Raw genomic sequence first — 17534 nt, forward strand, 5'->3', positions numbered from 1 at the left:
ACACAGCCCCGCGCCCCTAGGTTGGCCGTAGTCCCCGGAGTGTCAGGTGCAGCAAGCGGTCCGCCAACTCCGGATCCCCCGGTGTCTCCTCTGCCGCCAGGGCAATGGCGTGTGTCAGTTGGAGGAGGTCGGTGATGGCCACGTCGGGGCGGACGGAGCCGGTCTTCTGGGCCCGTTCCAGCAGTGCGCCGCCCGCCTCGCGGATCGGGCCGCTGCACCGTGCCAGCGCCGAGGCCTTGTTGTCGGTGGCGGACATCAGGGCGTGGGCCAGGCCTCGGTACTCGCCGGCGTGGGTGACCATCTCGCGCAGCCAGGTCACCAGGGCCGCGCAGGGCTCCGGGGCTTGCAGGAGTTCTCGGGAGCGGGTCAGCAGGTCGCCGGCCGCCTCCTCGAAGACGGCGCTCAGCAGGGCGTCGCGGTTGGGGAAGTGGCGGTAGAGGGTGCCGATGCCCACGCCCGCCCGGCGTGCCACGTCCTCCAGGGACGCGTCCGTGCCGTGTTCGGCGAAGGCGGAGCGGGCCTCGGTGAGCAGGCGCTCGTGGTTGCGGCGGGCATCGGCGCGCATGCCTGTCGGCGGCCGGGCCATGGGGCTCACCTGCCCTTCCCTCACTTGGTCCTCGGGTGCGGAAGCGCCCGGCGGGCTGATCGCTCAGTCCGCCGGGCGCCTCAGGACGTCGTACGACTCAGTCCTTGATCTCGCAGATGGCGGCGCCGGAGATGAGGGAGGCGCCGATCTCGGCGGACAGGCCCTTGATGGTGCCGGACTTGTGTGCGTTGAGGGGCTGTTCCATCTTCATCGCCTCGAGGACGACGATGAGGTCGCCCTCCTTGACCTCCTGGCCCTCCTCGACGGCGACCTTGACGATGGTGCCCTGCATGGGGGAGGCGAGGGTGTCGCCGGAGGCCGCGGGGCCGGACTTCTTCGCCGCGCGGCGCTTGGGCTTGGCCCCGGCGGCCAGGCCGGTGCGGGCCAGGGTCATGCCGAGGGAGGCGGGCAGGGAGACCTCCAGGCGCTTGCCGCCGACCTCGACCACGACCGTCTCGCGGCCGCTCTCCTCGTCCGTCTCGGTGTCGGCCGGGGCGGCGAAGGGCTTGATGTCGTTGACGAACTCGGTCTCGATCCAGCGGGTGTGGACCGTGAACGGGTCCTGGCTGCCGGTGAGTTCGGGGGCGAACGCCGGGTCCACGACCACCGCGCGGTGGAACGGGATGGCCGTCGCCATGCCCTCGACCTGGAACTCCTCCAGCGCGCGGGCGGCGCGCTGCAGGGCCTGCTCGCGGGTGGCGCCGGTGACGATCAGCTTGGCCAGCAGGGAGTCCCAGGCCGGGCCGATCACCGAGCCGGACTCGACGCCGGCGTCCAGGCGGACACCGGGGCCGGTGGGCGGGGTGAAGGTGGTCACCGTGCCGGGGGCCGGCAGGAAGTTGCGGCCGGGGTCCTCGCCGTTGATGCGGAACTCGAAGGAATGGCCGCGGATCGCCGGGTCGTCGTATCCGAGTTCCTCGCCGTCGGCGATGCGGAACATCTCGCGGACCAGGTCGATGCCGGTGACCTCCTCGGTGACCGGGTGCTCGACCTGGAGGCGCGTGTTGACCTCCAGGAAGGAGATCGTGCCGTCCAGGCCGACCAGGAACTCGACGGTGCCCGCGCCGACGTAGCCGGCCCCCTTGAGGATGGCCTTCGACGCGCTGTACAGCTCGGCGGTCTGCGCCTCGGACAGGAAGGGCGCGGGGGCCTCCTCGACCAGCTTCTGGTGGCGGCGCTGCAGCGAGCAGTCACGCGTGGACACCACGACCACGTTGCCGTGCTGGTCGGCCAGGCACTGGGTCTCCACGTGGCGGGGCTTGTCGAGGTAGCGCTCGACGAAGCACTCCCCGCGACCGAACGCGGCCACCGCCTCGCGGACGGCGGAGTCGTACAGCTCCGGGACCTCTTCGAGGGTGCGGGCGACCTTCAGGCCGCGTCCGCCGCCGCCGAAGGCGGCCTTGATGGCGATCGGCAGGCCGTGCTGCTCGGCGAAGGCGACGACCTCGTCGGCGCCGGAGACCGGGTCGGGGGTGCCCGCGACCAGCGGGGCGCCCGCGCGCTGGGCGATGTGCCGGGCGGCGACCTTGTCGCCGAGGTCGCGGATGGCCTGCGGCGGGGGGCCGATCCAGATCAGACCGGCGTCGAGGACGGCCTGGGCGAAGTCGGCGTTCTCCGACAGGAAGCCGTAGCCGGGGTGGATGGCGTCCGCGCCGGACTCGCGTGCGGCTTTGAGTACCTTGTCGATGTCCAGGTAGCTGGTGGCCGGGGTGTCACCGCCCAGGGCGAACGCCTCATCCGCGGCGCGGACATGCAATGCGTCCCGGTCCGGGTCCGCGTAGACGGCCACGCTCGCGATCCCGGCGTCCCGGCAGGCCCGGGCCACGCGGACAGCGATTTCGCCACGGTTGGCGATGAGCACCTTGCGCACGATTGAGGCTCCCTCCTTGAAACAAGCCGAGTTTAGGGACTGCCGACACGACACTTCGACCCGTCCCCAGTGGTGAGCTTGCCCACACGGAGCGTGATGCCAGGCTCGCCCAACCTGCGAAATCCCTTGTCGCGCCACGGTACGCAGGTCTCTTCCGGAAAACCCTAGCTCCCCCCTGTGGTCAAGGTCTCTGTCATCACGTGCTGCGGGCCACTCGGTTTCTTTGTGGAATCCCTACGAATGGCCCAATGCATCTTTGCCGACCACCGAACCCTTGTCCCGGGGTTTACCCGTTAGTAGCGTTCGCGATGTCTCGAACGTACTTGGGGTAACCCGGGTTGGGCTCGAAAGTGGGTGGGGGCCGGTGGTGCGCAGGCCGGTGGCGTGGGTCGTGGCGGTCGTGCTCCTGGTCGAGGCGTTCGGCGTCGCGGCGCTGAACTGGTTCCTCGGGGTCGTCGTCGACCGTCAGGACATGTCCCTGGCGGGCCTGGACCCGGACATGATGTCGATGTCCTCGAAGATCGGCGGCGTGGTCTTCGGCGCCTACTTCGCGCTGTGCGGCCTGGTCGCCCTGCTCGTGGCCGTGCGCAACCGTGCCCCGGCCGGGTTCGGCCGCATCCTGCTGATCAGCGCGGCCGTGGTGCACGGGCTGCTGGCCGCGTTCGTCTGGGGCCTGGTGGGCTGGACGGCGTTCGTGTTCATGGTCGTCGTACTCGGCCTGATCGTGCTGCTGCTGATGACGTACGACGCCCCGGCCGCGCCCGAGGAGCCCGTGGACGCCGCTCCGGGTGAGGGCGACGGCGACGGCTCCCCGGCCGGCGGCGCTCCGGTCAGTCCTCCGCCGGCGCCCACAACTGGGTGATGCCGATGCCCAGTTGGGCCAGCAGCCGGCGCACCAGCGGCAGGCTGATGCCGATCACATTGCCGTGGTCGCCGTCGATGCCGTCGATGAACGGGGCCGAGCGGCCGTCCAGGGTGAACGCCCCGGCGACGTAGAGCGGTTCGCCGGAGGCGACGTACGCGGCGATCTCCTCGTCGGTCGGCTCGCCGAAGCGGACGATCGTGGAGGCGGTGGCGGAGGCGTACCGGCCGCTGACGGTGTCGTAGACGCAGTGGCCGGTCTGCAGGGTGCCCGCGCGCCCGCGCATCGACTTCCAGCGGGCCGTGGCCTCCTCGGCGTCGGCCGGCTTGCCCAGGGCCTGGCCGTCCAGGTCGAGGACGGAGTCGCAGCCGATCACGATCGCGCCCTTGACCTCCGGCTTCGCCGCCACGACGGAGGCCTTCGCCTCGGCCAGGGCCAGTGCCAGCTCGGCGGGGGTGGGTGCGTGGACGGCGTCCTCGTCGACGCCGCTCACGACGACCTCGGGTTCCAGCCCCGCCTGGCGCAGCAGGCCCAGTCGGGCGGGGGAGGCGGAGGCGAGGACGAGTCGGCGGCGGGGCTGATCAGTCATGCCGTCAGCGTATCGGCGCCTCCGGCCGGGCTCATCCCCGCCCGAGCAGCCCGAGCACGATCATCGCGAGCACCACGGCCAGCGCCATGAGAACGCCCAGCCGCCGCAACATCTCCTGCGTGTCGCGCAGTTCCTTGGGCGGCTCGTTCTCGGGGTCGGACCACAGCATGCCTTCCATCGTCGGTCGGCGGTTCGGCCCGGCGCCTGAGTACGCATACTCAACTTCACCAAACGGTGCTACGGTTCCATTAACTAAAGGGACTTCAGTTCTGTTTGGAGAGTGTGTCATGTTCACCACTTCCTGGATCGCGGCCCCTCAGTCGCCCAGCGAGGGCTTCACGCCCAACTGGTCCCGTGAGGGCTTCTGGCGTCAGTCGCTGCGGCAGGTCGTCCGGCTGTCGGCGGGTGGTGGCCGGGTTCGGGTGCGGCTGTCCAACGCGTACGGCGCCTCGCCCGTGCGTGTCGCGGGCGCGAGCGTGGGGCGTACGGCTGTGGGGGCCGCGGTGGAGCCGGGATCGCTGACGCGGCTCACGTTCGGGGGCGCGGGGCAGGTCGCGATACCGGTGCGCGGGGAGGTCGTCAGCGATGACGTCAGACTCGCCGTCGCGGCCGGGGAGCCGGTGACCGTCACGCTCCACTTCGACGGCGCCACCGGGCCCGCGACCTTCCATGCCCAGGCGTTCACGACCGGCTATCGGGGCGAGGGCGACCGGTCTGCGGACGCGGGCGGCGAGGGCTTCGACGCGGTGAGCGAGTCCTGGTACTTCCTGACGGCGGTGGAGGTCGACGCCGACCGCACGGACGCCGTCGCCCTCTTCGGCGACTCGATCACGGACGGGTTCGGCTCGACGGTGGGCGCGGACCGGCGGTGGTCGGACGCGCTCGCCGAGCGCACGGGGCGGCCCGTGCTCAATGCGGGGATCGGCGGGAATCTGCTGCTCAACGATTCGGCCTGGTACGGGGAGAAGGCTCTCCACCGGTTGCGCCGGGACGTCCTCGACCGGCCCGGAGTGGACACACTCGTCGTGCTGCTGGGGCTCAACGACATCGGCTTCAGCGAGACGGACGAGCAGCCGACGTACAAACCGGCGCCGGTGGTGGAGGCGGAGGAACTCATCGCCGGGCACCGGGAGTTGATACGGCAGGGCCGGGCGGCGGGACTGCGGCTGATCGGCTGCACGCTGCTGCCGTTCGGAGGGTCGGACCACTGGGGTGAGCACGCGGCCAAGGTGAGCCACGAGCTGAACGAGTGGATCCGGTGCTCGGGGGAGTACGACACGGTGGTGGACCTCGGCCGGGCCATGGCCGACCCCGCGGACCTCGACCGCCTGCACCCGTCGTACGACTTCGGCGATCACCTGCACCCGAACGACGCCGGGTACGAGGTGATGGCCGAAGCCGTGTCGGCGATCCTCTGACTAGCCGGGCCAGTAAGTACGCGCCCACGTCGTCGGCCCCGGCTGCGGCAGCCGTCGCCTCGCGATGCGGGAGGGGTCCGACCAGGAGTCGCGGGCGGTGGGGGCGCCGGGCGGGAGGGCGCTGGCCGCCGTGGCGCGGGCGCGGACCACCGCCAGTGCGGCGGCCAGCTCCTCCGGTGTCGGGTTGCCCCGTAGGACCTTGATGTTCATGGCGGCTCCCGGCGGGCCTAGAGAGGGATGTTGCCGTGCTTCTTCGGAGGCAGGGATTCCCGCTTCGTACGCAACTGACGCAGACCCCGTACGACGTGCAGGCGCGTGTCGGACGGCATGATCACCGCGTCGATGTAGCCGCGCTCGGCCGCGACGTAGGGGTTGAGGAGGGTGTCCTCGTACTCCTGGATCAGCCGCGCACGCACCGCCTCCAGGTCCTCCCCGGCCGCCTCCGCCTCGGCGAGGGTGCGCCGGTGCAGGATGTTGACCGCGCCCTGGGCACCCATGACGGCGATCTGGGCGGTCGGCCAGGCGAGGTTGAGGTCGGCGCCCAGGTGCTTGGAGCCCATGACGTCGTAGGCGCCGCCGAAGGCCTTGCGGGTGATGACCGTGATCAGCGGGACGGTCGCCTCGGCGTAGGCGTAGATGAGTTTCGCGCCGCGGCGGATGATGCCGGTGTGCTCCTGGTCGACACCCGGCAGGAAGCCCGGCACGTCGACGAAGGTGATCACCGGGACGTTGAAGGCGTCGCAGGTGCGCACGAAGCGCGCGGCCTTCTCACTCGCGTCGATGTCGAGGCAGCCGGCGAACTGCATCGGCTGGTTGGCGACGATGCCGACCGGGCGGCCCTCGACCCGGCCGAACCCGGTGACGATGTTCGGCGCGAACAGCGGCTGCGTCTCGAAGAACTCGGCGTCGTCCAGGACGTGCTCGATCACCGCGTGCATGTCGTACGGCTGGTTCGCGCTGTCCGGCACGATCGCATCCAGCTCGCGGTCCTCGTCGGTGACGGACAGGTCCGCCTCCTCCGGGAACGCCGGGGGCTCGGAGAGGTTGTTGGACGGCAGGTACGACAGCAGCTGCTTGACGTACTCGATGGCGTCCTTCTCGTCCCCGGCCATGTGATGCGCCACGCCCGAGGCCGAGTTGTGGGTCCTGGCCCCGCCCAGCTCCTCGAAGCCGACGTCCTCGCCGGTGACCGTCTTGATGACGTCGGGGCCGGTGATGAACATGTGCGAGGTCTGGTCGACCATGACCGTGAAGTCGGTGATGGCGGGGGAGTAGACCGCGCCGCCCGCGCAGGGGCCGACGACGAGGCTGATCTGCGGGATGACGCCGGAGGCGTGCGTGTTGCGGCGGAAGATCTCGCCGTAGGCGCCGAGGGAGGCGACGCCCTCCTGGATCCGTGCCCCGCCCGAGTCGTTGATGCCGATGACCGGGCAGCCGGTCTTCAGCGCGAAGTCCATGACCTTGACGATCTTCTGGCCGTAGACCTCGCCGAGGGCCCCGCCGAAGACGGTGAAGTCCTGCGAGAAGACGGCCACCGGGCGGCCGTCGACCGTGCCGTACCCGGTGACGACACCGTCCCCGTACGGGCGGTTCTTCTCCAGCCCGAAGTTGGTGGAGCGGTGCCGGGCGAACTCGTCGAGCTCGACGAAGGACCCCTCGTCCATCAGCAGCTCGATGCGCTCACGGGCCGTCAACTTGCCCTTGGCGTGCTGCTTCTCGACGGCGCGTGCGGAGCCGGCGTGCGTCGCTTCCTCGATACGGCGCTGGAGATCCGCGAGCTTGCCCGCGGTGGTGTGGATGTCGATCCCAGGGGACCCTTGGATCTCGTGACGCTCTTCCGGCTCGGACATCGGGATGTGGCTCCCTGCCTGCTCAAAAGGGGGGACGGTTACTCATCCGTAGAGTAGTGGGGCGCCTACCAATCGGCAGTGCGGCGTTTACCACACCGCCCTGGTCTTCCCAGGAAGGTCGGCGAGATCTACGGAAACCTCAGACCTAGGGTGGCTTGCATGACGCCGCGAGATGCATCAGACGACAGCCGCTGGTCCGATCTGGACCGCCCGCCCCTCAACGCCGCCGCCCTGCGTCGGGCGCTCGTGCGGGAGGGCAGCCTGTGGACGCAGGTGGAGGTCGTGCAGCGCACCGGCTCCACCAACACCGATCTCGTGGACCTGGCCACCGCGGGCAAGGCGGGCGAGGGCACGGTTCTGGTCGCCGAGGAACAGACGGCCGGCAAGGGGCGCCTGGACCGCGACTGGACGGCACCGGCCCGCTCGGGGCTGTTCTTCTCCGTACTGCTGAACCCGGCCGAGGTGCCGGTGCCCCGCTGGGGCTGGCTGCCGCTGCTCACCGGCGTCGCCGTGGCGACCGGCCTGTCCCGGGCCGCGGGCGTCGACATGGCACTCAAGTGGCCGAACGACCTGCTGGTGACCATCGGCGGCGACGAACGCAAGACCGGCGGCATCCTCGCGGAGCGGGCCGGGGACGCGGGGGTCGTCATCGGCGTCGGCATCAACGTCACGCTGCGCGAGAACGAGCTGCCGGTGCCCCAGGCCGGGTCGCTGGCGCTGGCCGGGGCGGCCGGCACGGACCGGGATCCGCTGCTGCGCGGCGTGCTGCGGTCGCTGGAGGACTGGTACGGGCGATGGCGGGCCGCGGCCGGGGATCCGCTGGTCAGCGGGCTCCAGGAGACGTATGCGGCGGGGTGTGCGACGTTGGGGAAGGTGGTGCGCGCCGAACTGCCGGGCGACCGGGCGATCACCGGGGAGGCGGTCGCCATCGACGGGGACGGACGGCTGGTGCTGGCGACGGAGGAGGGCGTGCAGGAGCCGGTGGGGGCCGGGGACATCGTGCATCTGCGATTGGCATGAGGCCCGCATCCGGGCCGGGCAGGGCTTTCTCTTACGGAGTGAGCTGGCGCACACCTGCCGTAAAGTGAAGGCCGGTCGATTACTGACCGCGGCAGATCGGAAGGGCAGCAGGCGTGACCGTCGACGACACGGGCTCCGGCACGGGCGCGGACGGCCGGGTGGATCCCTACGCCGCCGATCCGGGCGAGGATCCGCTCGCCCTGCGTCTGGAACAGCTCATCCTCGGCGCCGAGCGGCGCTACACCCCGTTTCAGGCCGCCCGCAGCGCCGGGGTCTCCATGGAGCTGGCGTCCCGCTTCTGGCGGGCCATGGGCTTCGCCGACATCGGGCAGGCCAAGGCGCTGACCGAGGCCGACGTACTGGCCCTGCGGCGCCTCGCCGGTCTCGTCGAGGCGGGGCTGCTCAGCGAGGCCATGGCCGTGCAGGTGGCCCGCTCGACCGGGCAGACCACCGCCCGGCTCGCCGAATGGCAGATCGACTCCTTCCTGGAGGGCCTGACCGAGCCCCCGGAGCCCGGCATGACGCGGACCGAGGTGACGTATCCCCTGGTCGAGCTGTTGCTGCCCGAGCTGGAGGAGTTCCTCGTCTACGTCTGGCGCCGCCAGCTCGCCGCCGCGACCGGCCGGGTCGTGCAGGCCGCCGACGACGAGGAGATGGTCGACCGGCGGCTGGCGGTCGGATTCGCCGACCTCGTGGGCTTCACGCGGCTGACCCGCCGCATGGAGGAGGAGGAACTCGGCGAACTGGTCGAGGCCTTCGAGACCACGGCGGCCGACCTGGTGGCCGCGCGCGGCGGGCGGCTGATCAAGACCCTCGGCGACGAGGTGCTGTACGCGGCCGACGACGCGGGTGTCGCCGCAGAGATCGCGCTCCGTCTCATCGAGACGATGGCGGGCGACGAGACCATGCCCGAGCTGCGCGTCGGCATCGCCTTCGGCACGGTGGCCACTCGTATGGGCGATGTCTTCGGTACGACCGTGAACCTCGCCTCCCGGCTGACGTCGATAGCCCCGCGCGACGCCGTCCTCGTCGACAGCGCGTTCGCGGAGGAGCTCATCCGCTCGGGCGAGGCGCCGGCGTCCGAGGCGGACGCGGCGGAGGCCGCCGCGGCGGCGGAGAAGGAGGGGGAGGAGGCCCCGGTGTACCGGTTCGCGTTGCAGCCGATGTGGCAGCGGCCGGTGCGGGGGTTGGGGGTCGTGGAGCCGTGGCTCTTGACGCGGAGGGCGGCTGCCGGGGGCGAGTGAGCGCCGTTGCGGCGGCTGTTTCGTGTCGGCTGCGGGTTCGTTGTGGCTGGTCGCGCCCACGCGGCGGAGCCGCATATCGATACAGCCCCGCGCCCCTTGAGGGCGTTGCAGTGTGGGGCGTTGGTCAGTTCTGCAGGGGGTCCACGCACAGGCCGATGACCGGGATGCAGACCGGGTTGGCGTCGGACTGAGTCGGTTGTGTGGGGGGCGGGGTCGTCGGTGGCTGGTCGGGGGGCTCTTGTGTGGGCGGGGGCGGCTGGGGTGTTGCTGTTCCCGGGGGTTGGGGTGTCGTCGGCGTGGTCGGTCGGGCCGTGGGCCGTTCTGGGGTCGTCGTGGTGTTCGGGGGCGTCGGTACGAGGATCGAGGTCGGTGTGGACGCCGCTTCGCGGCCGCCCATCGCGGATGTCGACGTCGGGGTCGGCTTCGGGGGTGTCGTCGGGAGGGCGGTGGCGGCGTTCGCCGTGCGGTCCGGCCGCGGGGCCGTGTCCGGGGCGGGGGCCGCGGGCGGGTTGGACTCCGATGCGCCCAGGCTGCCGGTGACGCCGGAGTCCGGGGTCGGGCGCACGAGGCTCAGGGCGCCGGCCGCCAGGGCCAGGCCTCCGGCCGCGAGGAGGACCTTGCGGGGGCGGGGGCGGCGGTGTCGGCCGCGGGGGCCGAAGAGGCGGGTGGCGGCGACGGGGGCGTACGGGCCGAACGCCTCGGCTGTCTCCGTCGCTTCCATCCCTGTGGCTTCCGCGTCCGTGGCTTCCGCCCTCGTCGCTTCTGCCCTCGTGGCTTCCGTGTCCGTGGCTTCCGCCCTCGTCGTTTCCGCCGCCGGCGCCTCCGCCCCCGGCGTCGTCTCGCGTGCCCTCGGCTCGTCCGCCGTTGTGCCCATCGCGCCCCTCCCCATGCGCCCGCGCCCCCAATTGCGCCGTCGCGTCGCGCACGTTATGCGGTGGCGTGGGTGGTGGGGCGTGGGTTGGGTGGGATGTCACTCGAACGGGGTGTCGGGCCTGGACCCGGGAACCGGTCGTGGTGGGCCTTTCCCCGGCGGGGTGCTGCTGCGATGATCGGGGCGAGTGTTGTTAACCCGCGTTAACCGGAGGGTGTCATGAGCGAGGAGCGGTACGGGGAGTTCGTGCTGGTGCGGCGGCATGGGGAGGGGCATGTCGCGGAGCTGGCCCTCGACCGGCCCAAGGCCATGAACGCCGTCTCGACGGAGATGGCCCGCTCGATCGCGGGGGCGTGTGCGGCGCTGGGCGCGGACCGTGACGTACGGGTGGTGGTGCTGACCTCGACGCACGAGCGGGCGTTCTGCGTCGGGGCGGATCTGAAGGAGCGGAATTCGTTCAGCGACGCGGATCTCGTGCGGCAGCGGCCGGTGGCGCGGGGTGCGTACACCGGGGTGCTGGAGCTGCCCGTGCCGACGATCGCGGCGGTGCACGGATTCGCGCTGGGGGGCGGCTTCGAGCTGGCGTTGTCGTGCGATGTGATCGTGGCCGACCGCACGGCCGTGGTGGGGCTGCCGGAGGTGTCGGTGGGGGTGATCCCGGGCGGTGGGGGTACGCAGCTGCTGCCCCGGCGGGTGGGGGCGGCCCGGGCGGCCGAGCTGATCTTCACGGCACGGCGCGTCGAGGCCGCCGAGGCCCGGGAGCTGGGGCTGGTGGACGAGCTGGTGGAGGAGGGGCGGGACCGGGAGGAGGCGCTGGCCATGGGGGCCCGGATCGCCGCGAACTCGCCGGTGGGGTTGCGCAACGCCAAGCGGGCGCTGCGCCTGGGGCACGGGATGGATCTACGGGCCGGTCTCGAGGTCGAGGACGCGGCCTGGCGGGCTACGGCGTTCTCCGGGGACCGGGCGGAGGGCGTGGCGGCGTTCAACGCGAAGCGGAAGCCGCAGTGGCCGGGCGAGTGAGGGCCCGTTCGCCACGCCAACGTCCCAAACCGGGGTAAAGCTCCCTAACCTGGAGTGATGGGTGAGGACGGACGGCTCTCGGCCGTGGTGGCGCTGGCGCAGGGGATGGCGGCGGCGCACACCCCGCGTGAGTCCTGGCGGGCGGCGGCGCTGGGCGCGTGTCGGGCGCTGGCCGGGAGTTTTGCCGCGCTGTCGGTGTGGGAGCGGGAGCTCGGGCGGTTGCGGGTGCTCGTGAATGTGGGGGACCGGGCGCGCGGGGAGGAGGAGTTTCCGGGGGACGAGGCGTATCCGGTGCATCAGTTCCCGGAGATCACCGAGTTTCTGCACGAGCGGTGGGTGGCCGGGGGCGAGCCCAACGCCTGGGTGGAGACCGCCGAAGGGCCGGCCGCCGGGCATCCCGGGTACTGCCATCAGCGGGTCGCGGCGCTACGGCGGCGGGGGCGGGGGTGCTGTGTCGTCGCGCCGGTCGTGCTGAACGGGCGGGCGTGGGGGGAGCTGTACGTCGCCCGGTCGGCCGGGGCGCCGGTCTTCGACCGGGGGGACGCCGACTTCGCCACCGTGCTCGCGTCCGTGGTCGCCGCCGGGCTCGCGCAGAGCGAGCGGCTGGAGGAGGCTCGGCGGCTGGCGTTCACCGACGCGCTGACCGGGCTGGCGAATCGGCGGGCCGTCGATGTGCGCCTCGAGGAGGCGATCGAGCGGCATCGCCGGGACGGTGTGGTCGTCAGCCTCGTCGTGTGTGACCTCAATGGGCTCAAGCGGGTCAATGACACCCAGGGGCATGCGGTCGGTGACCGGCTGCTGGAGCGGTTCGGGTCGGTGCTGTCGCTGTGCGGTGCGATGTTGCCGGGGGCGCTCGCGGCGCGGCTGGGCGGGGACGAGTTCTGTCTGCTGGCGGTTGGTTCGGCCGCGGATGACGTGGTGAAGACGGCGGACGAACTGTGCCGTCGGGCGGGGGAGTTGGAGCTGGGGGAGGGGGTCGCGTGCGGGATCGCGTCCACCGAGGACTCGATCGGGGAGGTGCGCTCCGCCCGACGGTTGTTCCGACTGGCCGACGCCGCGCAGTACCGGGCGAAGGCGGTGCGGGCCGCTCGGCCGGTCGTCGCGGGGCGGGAGGGGCCGGACGACCCGGTGGTACGCCTTGCCGACGAGCCCTTCGGCGAGGGCGTGGGGGAGCGGCGGAGGTTCCGGGGGCGGTTGCCGTGACGGGTGCGGGTGCGGGCCGTGCGGTTTCTCGCCCCCGCCGCCCCTACCCGTCCCATCCTCCAGGGGCGCTGCCCCTTCGACCCCGCTGGGGGCTACGCCCCCAGACCCTCCGTCGGCCTGAACGGCCTCGTCCTCAAACGCCGGACGGGCTGAGAGCGCGGGCCGCGGTTCTGTAAGGGGTGTACCGCTCATCCACTGGTGACAACTTCGTCTTCACTGCGTACGCTCCTGAATATGGATATGCACACTGTGGTGGTGGGGACGTCCGGGGTCACCGCGTCCGACGTCCTTGCCGTGGCGCGTGGCGGGGCCCGGGTCGAGTTGTCGGGGGAGGCGGTCGCGGCGCTTGCCGCTGCCCGGGGGATCGTGGACGCGCTGGCGGCCAAGCCCGACCCCGTCTACGGCGTCTCCACCGGGTTCGGCGCCCTGGCGACCCGGCACATCAGCCAGGAGCTGCGGGCCCAGTTGCAGCGCAACATCGTGCGTTCGCACGCCGCGGGGATGGGGCCGCGCGTGGAGCGGGAGGTCGTACGGGCCCTGATGTTCCTGCGGCTCAAGACCGTCTGTTCCGGGCACACCGGAGTGCGGCCCGAGGTCGCGCAGACCATGGCCGATGTGCTCAACGCCGGTATCACGCCCGTCGTTCACGAGTACGGCTCCCTCGGGTGCTCCGGGGACCTCGCCCCGCTCTCCCACTGCGCCCTGACGCTGATGGGGGAGGGCGAGGCCGAGGGCCCGGACGGGAGCGTGCGGCCCGCCGGCGAGCTGCTCGCCGCGCACGGCATCGCTCCCGTCGAGCTGCGCGAGAAGGAGGGCCTCGCCCTTCTCAACGGCACCGACGGCATGCTCGGCATGCTGGTGATGGCCCTCGCCGACCTCGACACCCTCTACAAGTCCGCCGACGTCACCGCCGCCCTGAGCCTCGAGGCCCTGCTCGGGACGGACAAGGTGCTCGCGCCCGAGCTGCACGCCATCCGGCCGCATCCGGGGCAGGGCGCCTCCGCCGCCAACATGCTGGCCGTGCTCAAGGGTTCGGGACTGACCGGGCATCACCAGGACGACGCGCCCCGGGTGCAGGACGCGTACTCGGTGCGCTGCGCCCCGCAGGTCGCCGGTGCCGGGCGGGACACCATGGCGCATGCGAGGCTCGTCGCCGAGCGGGAGTTGGCCTCGGCGGTCGACAACCCCGTGGTCCTGCCGGACGGGCGCGTCGAGTCCAACGGCAACTTCCACGGGGCGCCCGTCGCCTACGTCCTCGACTTCCTCGCCATCGCCGTCGCCGACCTCGCCTCCATCGCCGAGCGCCGCACCGACCGGCTGCTGGACAAGAACCGCAGCCACGGGCTGCCGCCGTTCCTGGCCGATGACGCGGGCGTCGACTCGGGGCTGATGATCGCGCAGTACACACAGGCCGCCCTGGTGAGCGAGCTGAAACGGCTCGCCGTGCCGGCCTCCGCGGACTCGATTCCGTCGTCCGCCATGCAGGAGGACCACGTCTCCATGGGCTGGTCCGCCGCCCGCAAGCTGCGCACGGCCGTCGACAACCTCACGCGCGTCCTCGCCGTCGAGCTGTACGCCGCCACGCGCGCCATAGAGCTGCGGGAAGGGCTCGCCCCGGCACCGGCCTCACAGGCCGTCATCGACGCCGTCCGGGCCGCCGGCGTCCAGGGCGCGGGCCCGGACCGGTTCCTGGCGCCCGACCTCGCCGCGGCCGACGCGTTCGTGCGCGGTGGGGGGGTGGTCGCGGCGGCGGAGCAGGTCACCGGGCCGCTGCAGTAGATGCCTTGACGTCGTCGGGGCCCTGCCGCGCGGCAGGGCCCCGGGTGGTTACTTGAGCTTGGCGACCTGTGCCTCGACCACGGCGGCCGGGATATCGGCCGCCCCACCGGTGCTGAGCGCGGCGATGTTCACCGCGTAGAACGTGGCGATGGTGTTGCCCTTGCGCACCACCTCGGTGTGGAAGGTGGCCGTGCCCTCGCCGCCCATGTCGACGGTCTCGACGAACGCGAGGGACTCGTCACCCAGTCCGGAGCCCTTCTCTGAGGCGACCTTGGTGACCTTCCCGTCGTCGTCCCCGGCGGCGAGGCTGTACCCGCCGGAGCAGGCTGTCACGCCGTCGGAAACGGCCTTCATGGCCTTCGCGGCGCCGTCGCCCTCGTACGAGGACAGGCCCACGAACGTCAGGTTGACGTCGAAGAGGTCCGCGGCGTCCTCCGGCTGCGCGGTGGCGGTCGACGCCTTGTCCTCCGCGACGGAGTTGCTGGCGTTGGCGTCCGTGTCACCCGGCGCGAGACCGCCCGTTGACCAGGCGAGCGGGTCGCACTCCGCCTTGTCGGTCTTCACCTCGGACTTGGACTTCGGCAGGGTGTCGTCGCCCGAGGTGACCTTGTAGCCCTCGACCTCACCCTGCGTGAGGAGCAGCTTCTCCAGCTCGGCCGTGGTCAGCGGCTTCGCGGCCGGAGCCGACGGCGAGGAGGAGGAAGCGGAATTCGTGGAATCCTTGGCGTCGCCCGAACCGGAGTCGGAACAGCCCGTGACAAGGGCGAGCGACAGCGCACTCACGGCAACCGTGGCGGCGATGCGCACGCCCGATGATCTCTTCATGCGCGGACTATGAGGCCCTGGTCAAGCGTGCGTCAAGCCAGTTCAGAAACCGAGACGTTCCCGGCGAACCGAATAAATCATGAAGCCCGCGCCCAGCGTGAGGAAAGCGGTCCCGCCCACGACGTACGGTGTCGTGTCGAAGCTTCCGGTGTCGGCGAGCCGGGTGTCGTCCGCACTGCTGCCGCCCGTACCGTCGGAGGCGGCTCGCGCCTGCTGGGTCATCTGTGCCGACGGGGTCGCCGAGGGCTCCGTTCCGGCCGGCTCGTCGCCCGTCGCGTTCGCGGAGGGCACGAACCACAGGGCGGTGAGGAGGGCTCCCGCGGCGGTGGCGGTCAGCAGCGATCGGCGTGCGGTGGACGACGATCGGTGAGCGGCGGACACGGAATATCGATCCCCTTGCGGTGCTGGCGAATTGGCCGTGTGGGGCGATGTTAGTGAAAGTGGCGGGTCACGGGAAAGTCACGGGAGAAAAGGGCCGTACGCTCCGGGCATGAGTACTCCAGAAACATCACGTTTTGTCCGGCTTCGGATTGAACTCGTTCTCGAAGTGGACGACGCGGACGCCGTGACCAAGGCCGCGCTGCGGCGACTTCAGGAAGAGGGGGAAGAGGGAGGAGAAGGAGGGGCCGACAGTACTGTGACGGAAGACACTGCCGAGGCCCTCGCCTATCTCGTTGATCCGTTCGACCTGGTCAGCGAGGTGCCGGGAGTCGAACTCGCCCAGGCCTCCTGGTCCAGCGAACGTATCGAGTACGACCCTGATTCGCCGGAGTGGGACTTCGACGAGGATGATGGCGGCGAGGACTTCGACGACATCGACGACATCGACGACTTCGACGGCGAGAGCGAAGGGGCCGAGCGGGCCGGCTGAGGCGCCTTGGGGAATTTGTGACCCCGGGCGGCAACCGCCGCCCGGGGTTTCGTCGTCTCATGGTGCGCACTGACCGACATCCGCACCATCCGCCCCGGCGGACGTGGTGTGCCCCACACATACAAGGGATGTGGAACGGGACGAACCGGTCGTAGCGTTGAAGATTCTTGACGGGGACTCTCGGGGTTTTGGGGATTCGGGAAAGATGGAGAAGCGTGTGATGACGAACAGTAGGCGGCGCAAGGGCCTGACGGTCGCGTCCGCACTGCTCGGCGGGGTCCTGGTGCTCTCGGCCTGCTCCGGCGGCGGTGACGACGACGCCGCCGCGGGCGACGGCGACACCTCGCAGGCCAAGGTCGACGAGGCGGCCGCCAAGGAGACCTCCGAGGCCCAGATCAAGATCACGCCGGAGGACGGCACCGACAACGCCTCCATCAACAACTCCGCCGCCGTCACCGTGAGCAAGGGCACGCTCACCGAGGTGACGATGGCGACCGCCGACGGCACTGCGGTCGAGGGCGAGATATCCGCCGACAAGACGAGCTGGAAGCCCAGCGCCCAGCTTCAGCGCTCCACGACCTACAAGGTCAGGGTCACCGCGAAGGACTCCAAGGGCCTCGAGGCGCACGAGAACGCCTCCTTCACCACGGTCTCCCCGAGCAACAGCTTCCTCGGCTACTTCACGCCGGAGGACGGCTCCACCGTCGGCGTCGGCATGCCGGTGTCGATCAACTTCGACAAGGCGATCAGCAACAAGGCGGACGTCCAGAAGGGCATCACCGTCTCCACCACCAGCGGCCAGGAAGTCGCCTGCCACTGGTTCAACGACACCCGCATGGACTGCCGACCCGACGAGTACTGGCAGGAGGGCTCGACCGTCACCCTGAAGATGGCCCTGGACGGCGTCGAGGGCTCCAAGGGCGTCTACGGCGTCCAGGAGAAGACGGTCACCTTCAAGATCGGCCGCAACCAGGTCAGCTACGTCGACGCGAAGACCAAGCAGATGAAGGTCACGCAGGACGGCAAGACCATCAAGACCATCCCGATCTCTGCCGGTTCCCCGGAGAACAAGACCTACGAAGGCATCATGGTGATGTCCGAGAAGTTCAAGGAGACGCGCATGAACGGCGCGACCGTGGGCTTCACGGACGACGACGGCAAGGGCGAGTACGACATCAAGGACGTGCCGCACGCCATCCGCCTGTCCACCTCCGGCACCTTCATCCACGGCAACTACTGGGGCGCCAAGTCCATCTTCGGCAACGTGAACACCAGCCACGGCTGCGTGGGCCTGTCCGACACCAAGGGCGCCAAGGACAAGGGCACCGCGGGCTACTGGTTCTACAACAACTCGATCGTCGGTGACGTCGTGGTCGTCCAGAACACCGGCGACAAGACCATCGCGCCGGACAACGGCCTCAACGGCTGGAACATGGACTGGGCGCAGTGGAAGGCCGGTTCGGCCGTCTGAGGCCGTCTGACGTCTGACAGCCGCCTCACAGCCGACCGATGCCGCCCTCAGGGGC

General features: G+C 71.0%; 18 protein-coding genes. 9 read left to right on the top strand and 9 right to left on the bottom strand.

What is annotated here, in order from left to right; genetic code table 11:
* Window positions 1–16: 16 nt before the first annotated feature.
* Complete coding sequence (locus ACP4J3_RS00955; RefSeq protein WP_426529264.1) at window positions 17–586, bottom strand: TetR/AcrR family transcriptional regulator; 570 nt, start codon at window positions 584–586, stop codon at window positions 17–19.
* Between the two features lie 97 nt (window positions 587–683).
* Window positions 684–2456, bottom strand: a complete 1773-nt coding sequence (locus tag ACP4J3_RS00960; protein ID WP_426529266.1) for a biotin carboxylase N-terminal domain-containing protein — start codon at window positions 2454–2456, stop codon at window positions 684–686.
* 364 nt (window positions 2457–2820) lie between these two features.
* Between ACP4J3_RS00960 and ACP4J3_RS00965 the strand changes: the two genes are divergently transcribed.
* Entirely contained in the window at window positions 2821–3318 is a 498-nt protein-coding gene (locus tag ACP4J3_RS00965) for a hypothetical protein (protein WP_426529268.1), read from the top strand.
* On the opposite strand, the gene ACP4J3_RS00970 is transcribed toward ACP4J3_RS00965, so the two are convergent.
* Window positions 3287–3907, bottom strand: coding sequence for a Maf family protein (locus tag ACP4J3_RS00970; protein ID WP_426529270.1), 621 nt, complete (start codon window positions 3905–3907; stop codon window positions 3287–3289). The two genes, ACP4J3_RS00965 and ACP4J3_RS00970, sit on opposite strands and share 32 nt — an antisense overlap.
* A 31-nt stretch (window positions 3908–3938) precedes the next feature.
* Window positions 3939–4076: a morphogenic membrane protein MmpB gene (gene mmpB / locus ACP4J3_RS00975; RefSeq protein ID WP_426529272.1), complete on the bottom strand. Its 138-nt coding sequence runs from the start codon at window positions 4074–4076 to the stop codon at window positions 3939–3941.
* 118 nt (window positions 4077–4194) lie between these two features.
* Between mmpB and ACP4J3_RS00980 the strand changes: the two genes are divergently transcribed.
* Window positions 4195–5325: an SGNH/GDSL hydrolase family protein gene (locus ACP4J3_RS00980; protein ID WP_426529274.1), complete on the top strand. Its 1131-nt coding sequence runs from the start codon at window positions 4195–4197 to the stop codon at window positions 5323–5325.
* Here ACP4J3_RS00980 and ACP4J3_RS00985 read toward each other — a convergent pair whose 3' ends face one another.
* The gene (locus tag ACP4J3_RS00985) at window positions 5326–5535 is read right to left on the bottom strand and encodes an acyl-CoA carboxylase epsilon subunit (RefSeq protein ID WP_426529276.1); all 210 of its coding nucleotides are present in this window, start codon (window positions 5533–5535) and stop codon (window positions 5326–5328) included. It lies immediately after the preceding gene.
* Between the two features lie 17 nt (window positions 5536–5552).
* Entirely contained in the window at window positions 5553–7175 is a 1623-nt protein-coding gene (locus ACP4J3_RS00990; protein ID WP_426529278.1) for an acyl-CoA carboxylase subunit beta, read from the bottom strand.
* 159 nt (window positions 7176–7334) lie between these two features.
* Between ACP4J3_RS00990 and ACP4J3_RS00995 the strand changes: the two genes are divergently transcribed.
* Together ACP4J3_RS00995 and ACP4J3_RS01000 are read left to right on the top strand one after the other, a co-directional pair.
* Window positions 7335–8195, top strand: a complete 861-nt coding sequence (locus ACP4J3_RS00995) for a biotin--[acetyl-CoA-carboxylase] ligase (protein WP_426529280.1) — start codon at window positions 7335–7337, stop codon at window positions 8193–8195.
* 113 nt (window positions 8196–8308) lie between these two features.
* Window positions 8309–9439 (top strand): adenylate/guanylate cyclase domain-containing protein, encoded by a 1131-nt coding sequence (locus tag ACP4J3_RS01000; RefSeq protein ID WP_426529283.1) that lies wholly within the window; start codon window positions 8309–8311, stop codon window positions 9437–9439.
* Window positions 9440–9563: 124 nt separating this feature from the next.
* Here the strand turns inward: ACP4J3_RS01000 and ACP4J3_RS01005 are convergent, their stop codons facing one another.
* A complete protein-coding gene (locus tag ACP4J3_RS01005) occupies window positions 9564–10160 on the bottom strand; it encodes a hypothetical protein (RefSeq protein WP_426529285.1) in 597 nt (198 codons plus the stop codon).
* A gap of 369 nt (window positions 10161–10529) precedes the next feature.
* Between ACP4J3_RS01005 and ACP4J3_RS01010 the strand changes: the two genes are divergently transcribed.
* The 3 genes from ACP4J3_RS01010 to hutH all read left to right on the top strand — a co-directional run bounded on the left by ACP4J3_RS01010 (window position 10530) and on the right by hutH (window position 14312).
* Window positions 10530–11330 (top strand): enoyl-CoA hydratase/isomerase family protein, encoded by an 801-nt coding sequence (locus ACP4J3_RS01010; protein ID WP_426529287.1) that lies wholly within the window; start codon window positions 10530–10532, stop codon window positions 11328–11330.
* A gap of 57 nt (window positions 11331–11387) precedes the next feature.
* Window positions 11388–12533 carry a diguanylate cyclase domain-containing protein gene (locus ACP4J3_RS01015; RefSeq protein ID WP_426529289.1) on the top strand — a complete coding sequence of 382 codons (1146 nt, stop codon included), beginning with the start codon at window positions 11388–11390 and terminating at the stop codon, window positions 12531–12533.
* A 240-nt stretch (window positions 12534–12773) separates the two neighbouring features.
* Window positions 12774–14312, top strand: a complete 1539-nt coding sequence (gene hutH, locus ACP4J3_RS01020) for a histidine ammonia-lyase (protein ID WP_426529766.1) — start codon at window positions 12774–12776, stop codon at window positions 14310–14312.
* Window positions 14313–14360: 48 nt separating this feature from the next.
* Here the strand turns inward: hutH and ACP4J3_RS01025 are convergent, their stop codons facing one another.
* Both ACP4J3_RS01025 and ACP4J3_RS01030 read right to left on the bottom strand, forming a co-directional pair.
* Window positions 14361–15137 (bottom strand): hypothetical protein, encoded by a 777-nt coding sequence (locus tag ACP4J3_RS01025; protein WP_426529291.1) that lies wholly within the window; start codon window positions 15135–15137, stop codon window positions 14361–14363.
* 42 nt (window positions 15138–15179) lie between these two features.
* Window positions 15180–15518, bottom strand: coding sequence for a hypothetical protein (locus ACP4J3_RS01030; protein WP_426529293.1), 339 nt, complete (start codon window positions 15516–15518; stop codon window positions 15180–15182).
* A gap of 109 nt (window positions 15519–15627) precedes the next feature.
* Between ACP4J3_RS01030 and ACP4J3_RS01035 the strand changes: the two genes are divergently transcribed.
* Both ACP4J3_RS01035 and ACP4J3_RS01040 read left to right on the top strand, forming a co-directional pair.
* Window positions 15628–16008 carry a hypothetical protein gene (locus tag ACP4J3_RS01035; RefSeq protein WP_426529295.1) on the top strand — a complete coding sequence of 127 codons (381 nt, stop codon included), beginning with the start codon at window positions 15628–15630 and terminating at the stop codon, window positions 16006–16008.
* A 220-nt stretch (window positions 16009–16228) separates the two neighbouring features.
* Window positions 16229–17479: a L,D-transpeptidase gene (locus ACP4J3_RS01040; protein ID WP_426529297.1), complete on the top strand. Its 1251-nt coding sequence runs from the start codon at window positions 16229–16231 to the stop codon at window positions 17477–17479.
* The last annotated feature ends 55 nt before the right edge of the window (window positions 17480–17534 follow it).

Source organism: Streptomyces sp. UG1 (genome assembly GCF_049974585.1).
Taxonomy (GTDB): Bacteria; Actinomycetota; Actinomycetes; order Streptomycetales; family Streptomycetaceae; genus Streptomyces.

Excerpts from the sequence above, each read along its gene's own strand:
- ACP4J3_RS00955 (WP_426529264.1), bottom strand. The coding sequence starts at position 586 with ATGGCCCGGCCGCCGACAGGCATGCGCGCCGATGCCCGCCGCAACCAC.
- ACP4J3_RS00970 (WP_426529270.1), bottom strand. The coding sequence starts at position 3,907 with ATGACTGATCAGCCCCGCCGCCGACTCGTCCTCGCCTCCGCCTCCCCC.
- mmpB (WP_426529272.1), bottom strand. The coding sequence starts at position 4,076 with ATGCTGTGGTCCGACCCCGAGAACGAGCCGCCCAAGGAACTGCGCGAC.
- ACP4J3_RS00980 (WP_426529274.1), top strand. The coding sequence starts at position 4,195 with ATGTTCACCACTTCCTGGATCGCGGCCCCTCAGTCGCCCAGCGAGGGC.
- ACP4J3_RS00985 (WP_426529276.1), bottom strand. The coding sequence starts at position 5,535 with ATGAACATCAAGGTCCTACGGGGCAACCCGACACCGGAGGAGCTGGCC.
- ACP4J3_RS00990 (WP_426529278.1), bottom strand. The coding sequence starts at position 7,175 with ATGTCCGAGCCGGAAGAGCGTCACGAGATCCAAGGGTCCCCTGGGATC.
- ACP4J3_RS00995 (WP_426529280.1), top strand. The coding sequence starts at position 7,335 with ATGACGCCGCGAGATGCATCAGACGACAGCCGCTGGTCCGATCTGGAC.
- ACP4J3_RS01005 (WP_426529285.1), bottom strand. The coding sequence starts at position 10,160 with ATGGAAGCGACGGAGACAGCCGAGGCGTTCGGCCCGTACGCCCCCGTC.
- ACP4J3_RS01010 (WP_426529287.1), top strand. The coding sequence starts at position 10,530 with ATGAGCGAGGAGCGGTACGGGGAGTTCGTGCTGGTGCGGCGGCATGGG.
- ACP4J3_RS01015 (WP_426529289.1), top strand. The coding sequence starts at position 11,388 with ATGGGTGAGGACGGACGGCTCTCGGCCGTGGTGGCGCTGGCGCAGGGG.
- hutH (WP_426529766.1), top strand. The coding sequence starts at position 12,774 with ATGCACACTGTGGTGGTGGGGACGTCCGGGGTCACCGCGTCCGACGTC.
- ACP4J3_RS01025 (WP_426529291.1), bottom strand. The coding sequence starts at position 15,137 with ATGAAGAGATCATCGGGCGTGCGCATCGCCGCCACGGTTGCCGTGAGT.
- ACP4J3_RS01035 (WP_426529295.1), top strand. The coding sequence starts at position 15,628 with ATGAGTACTCCAGAAACATCACGTTTTGTCCGGCTTCGGATTGAACTC.
- ACP4J3_RS01040 (WP_426529297.1), top strand. The coding sequence starts at position 16,229 with ATGACGAACAGTAGGCGGCGCAAGGGCCTGACGGTCGCGTCCGCACTG.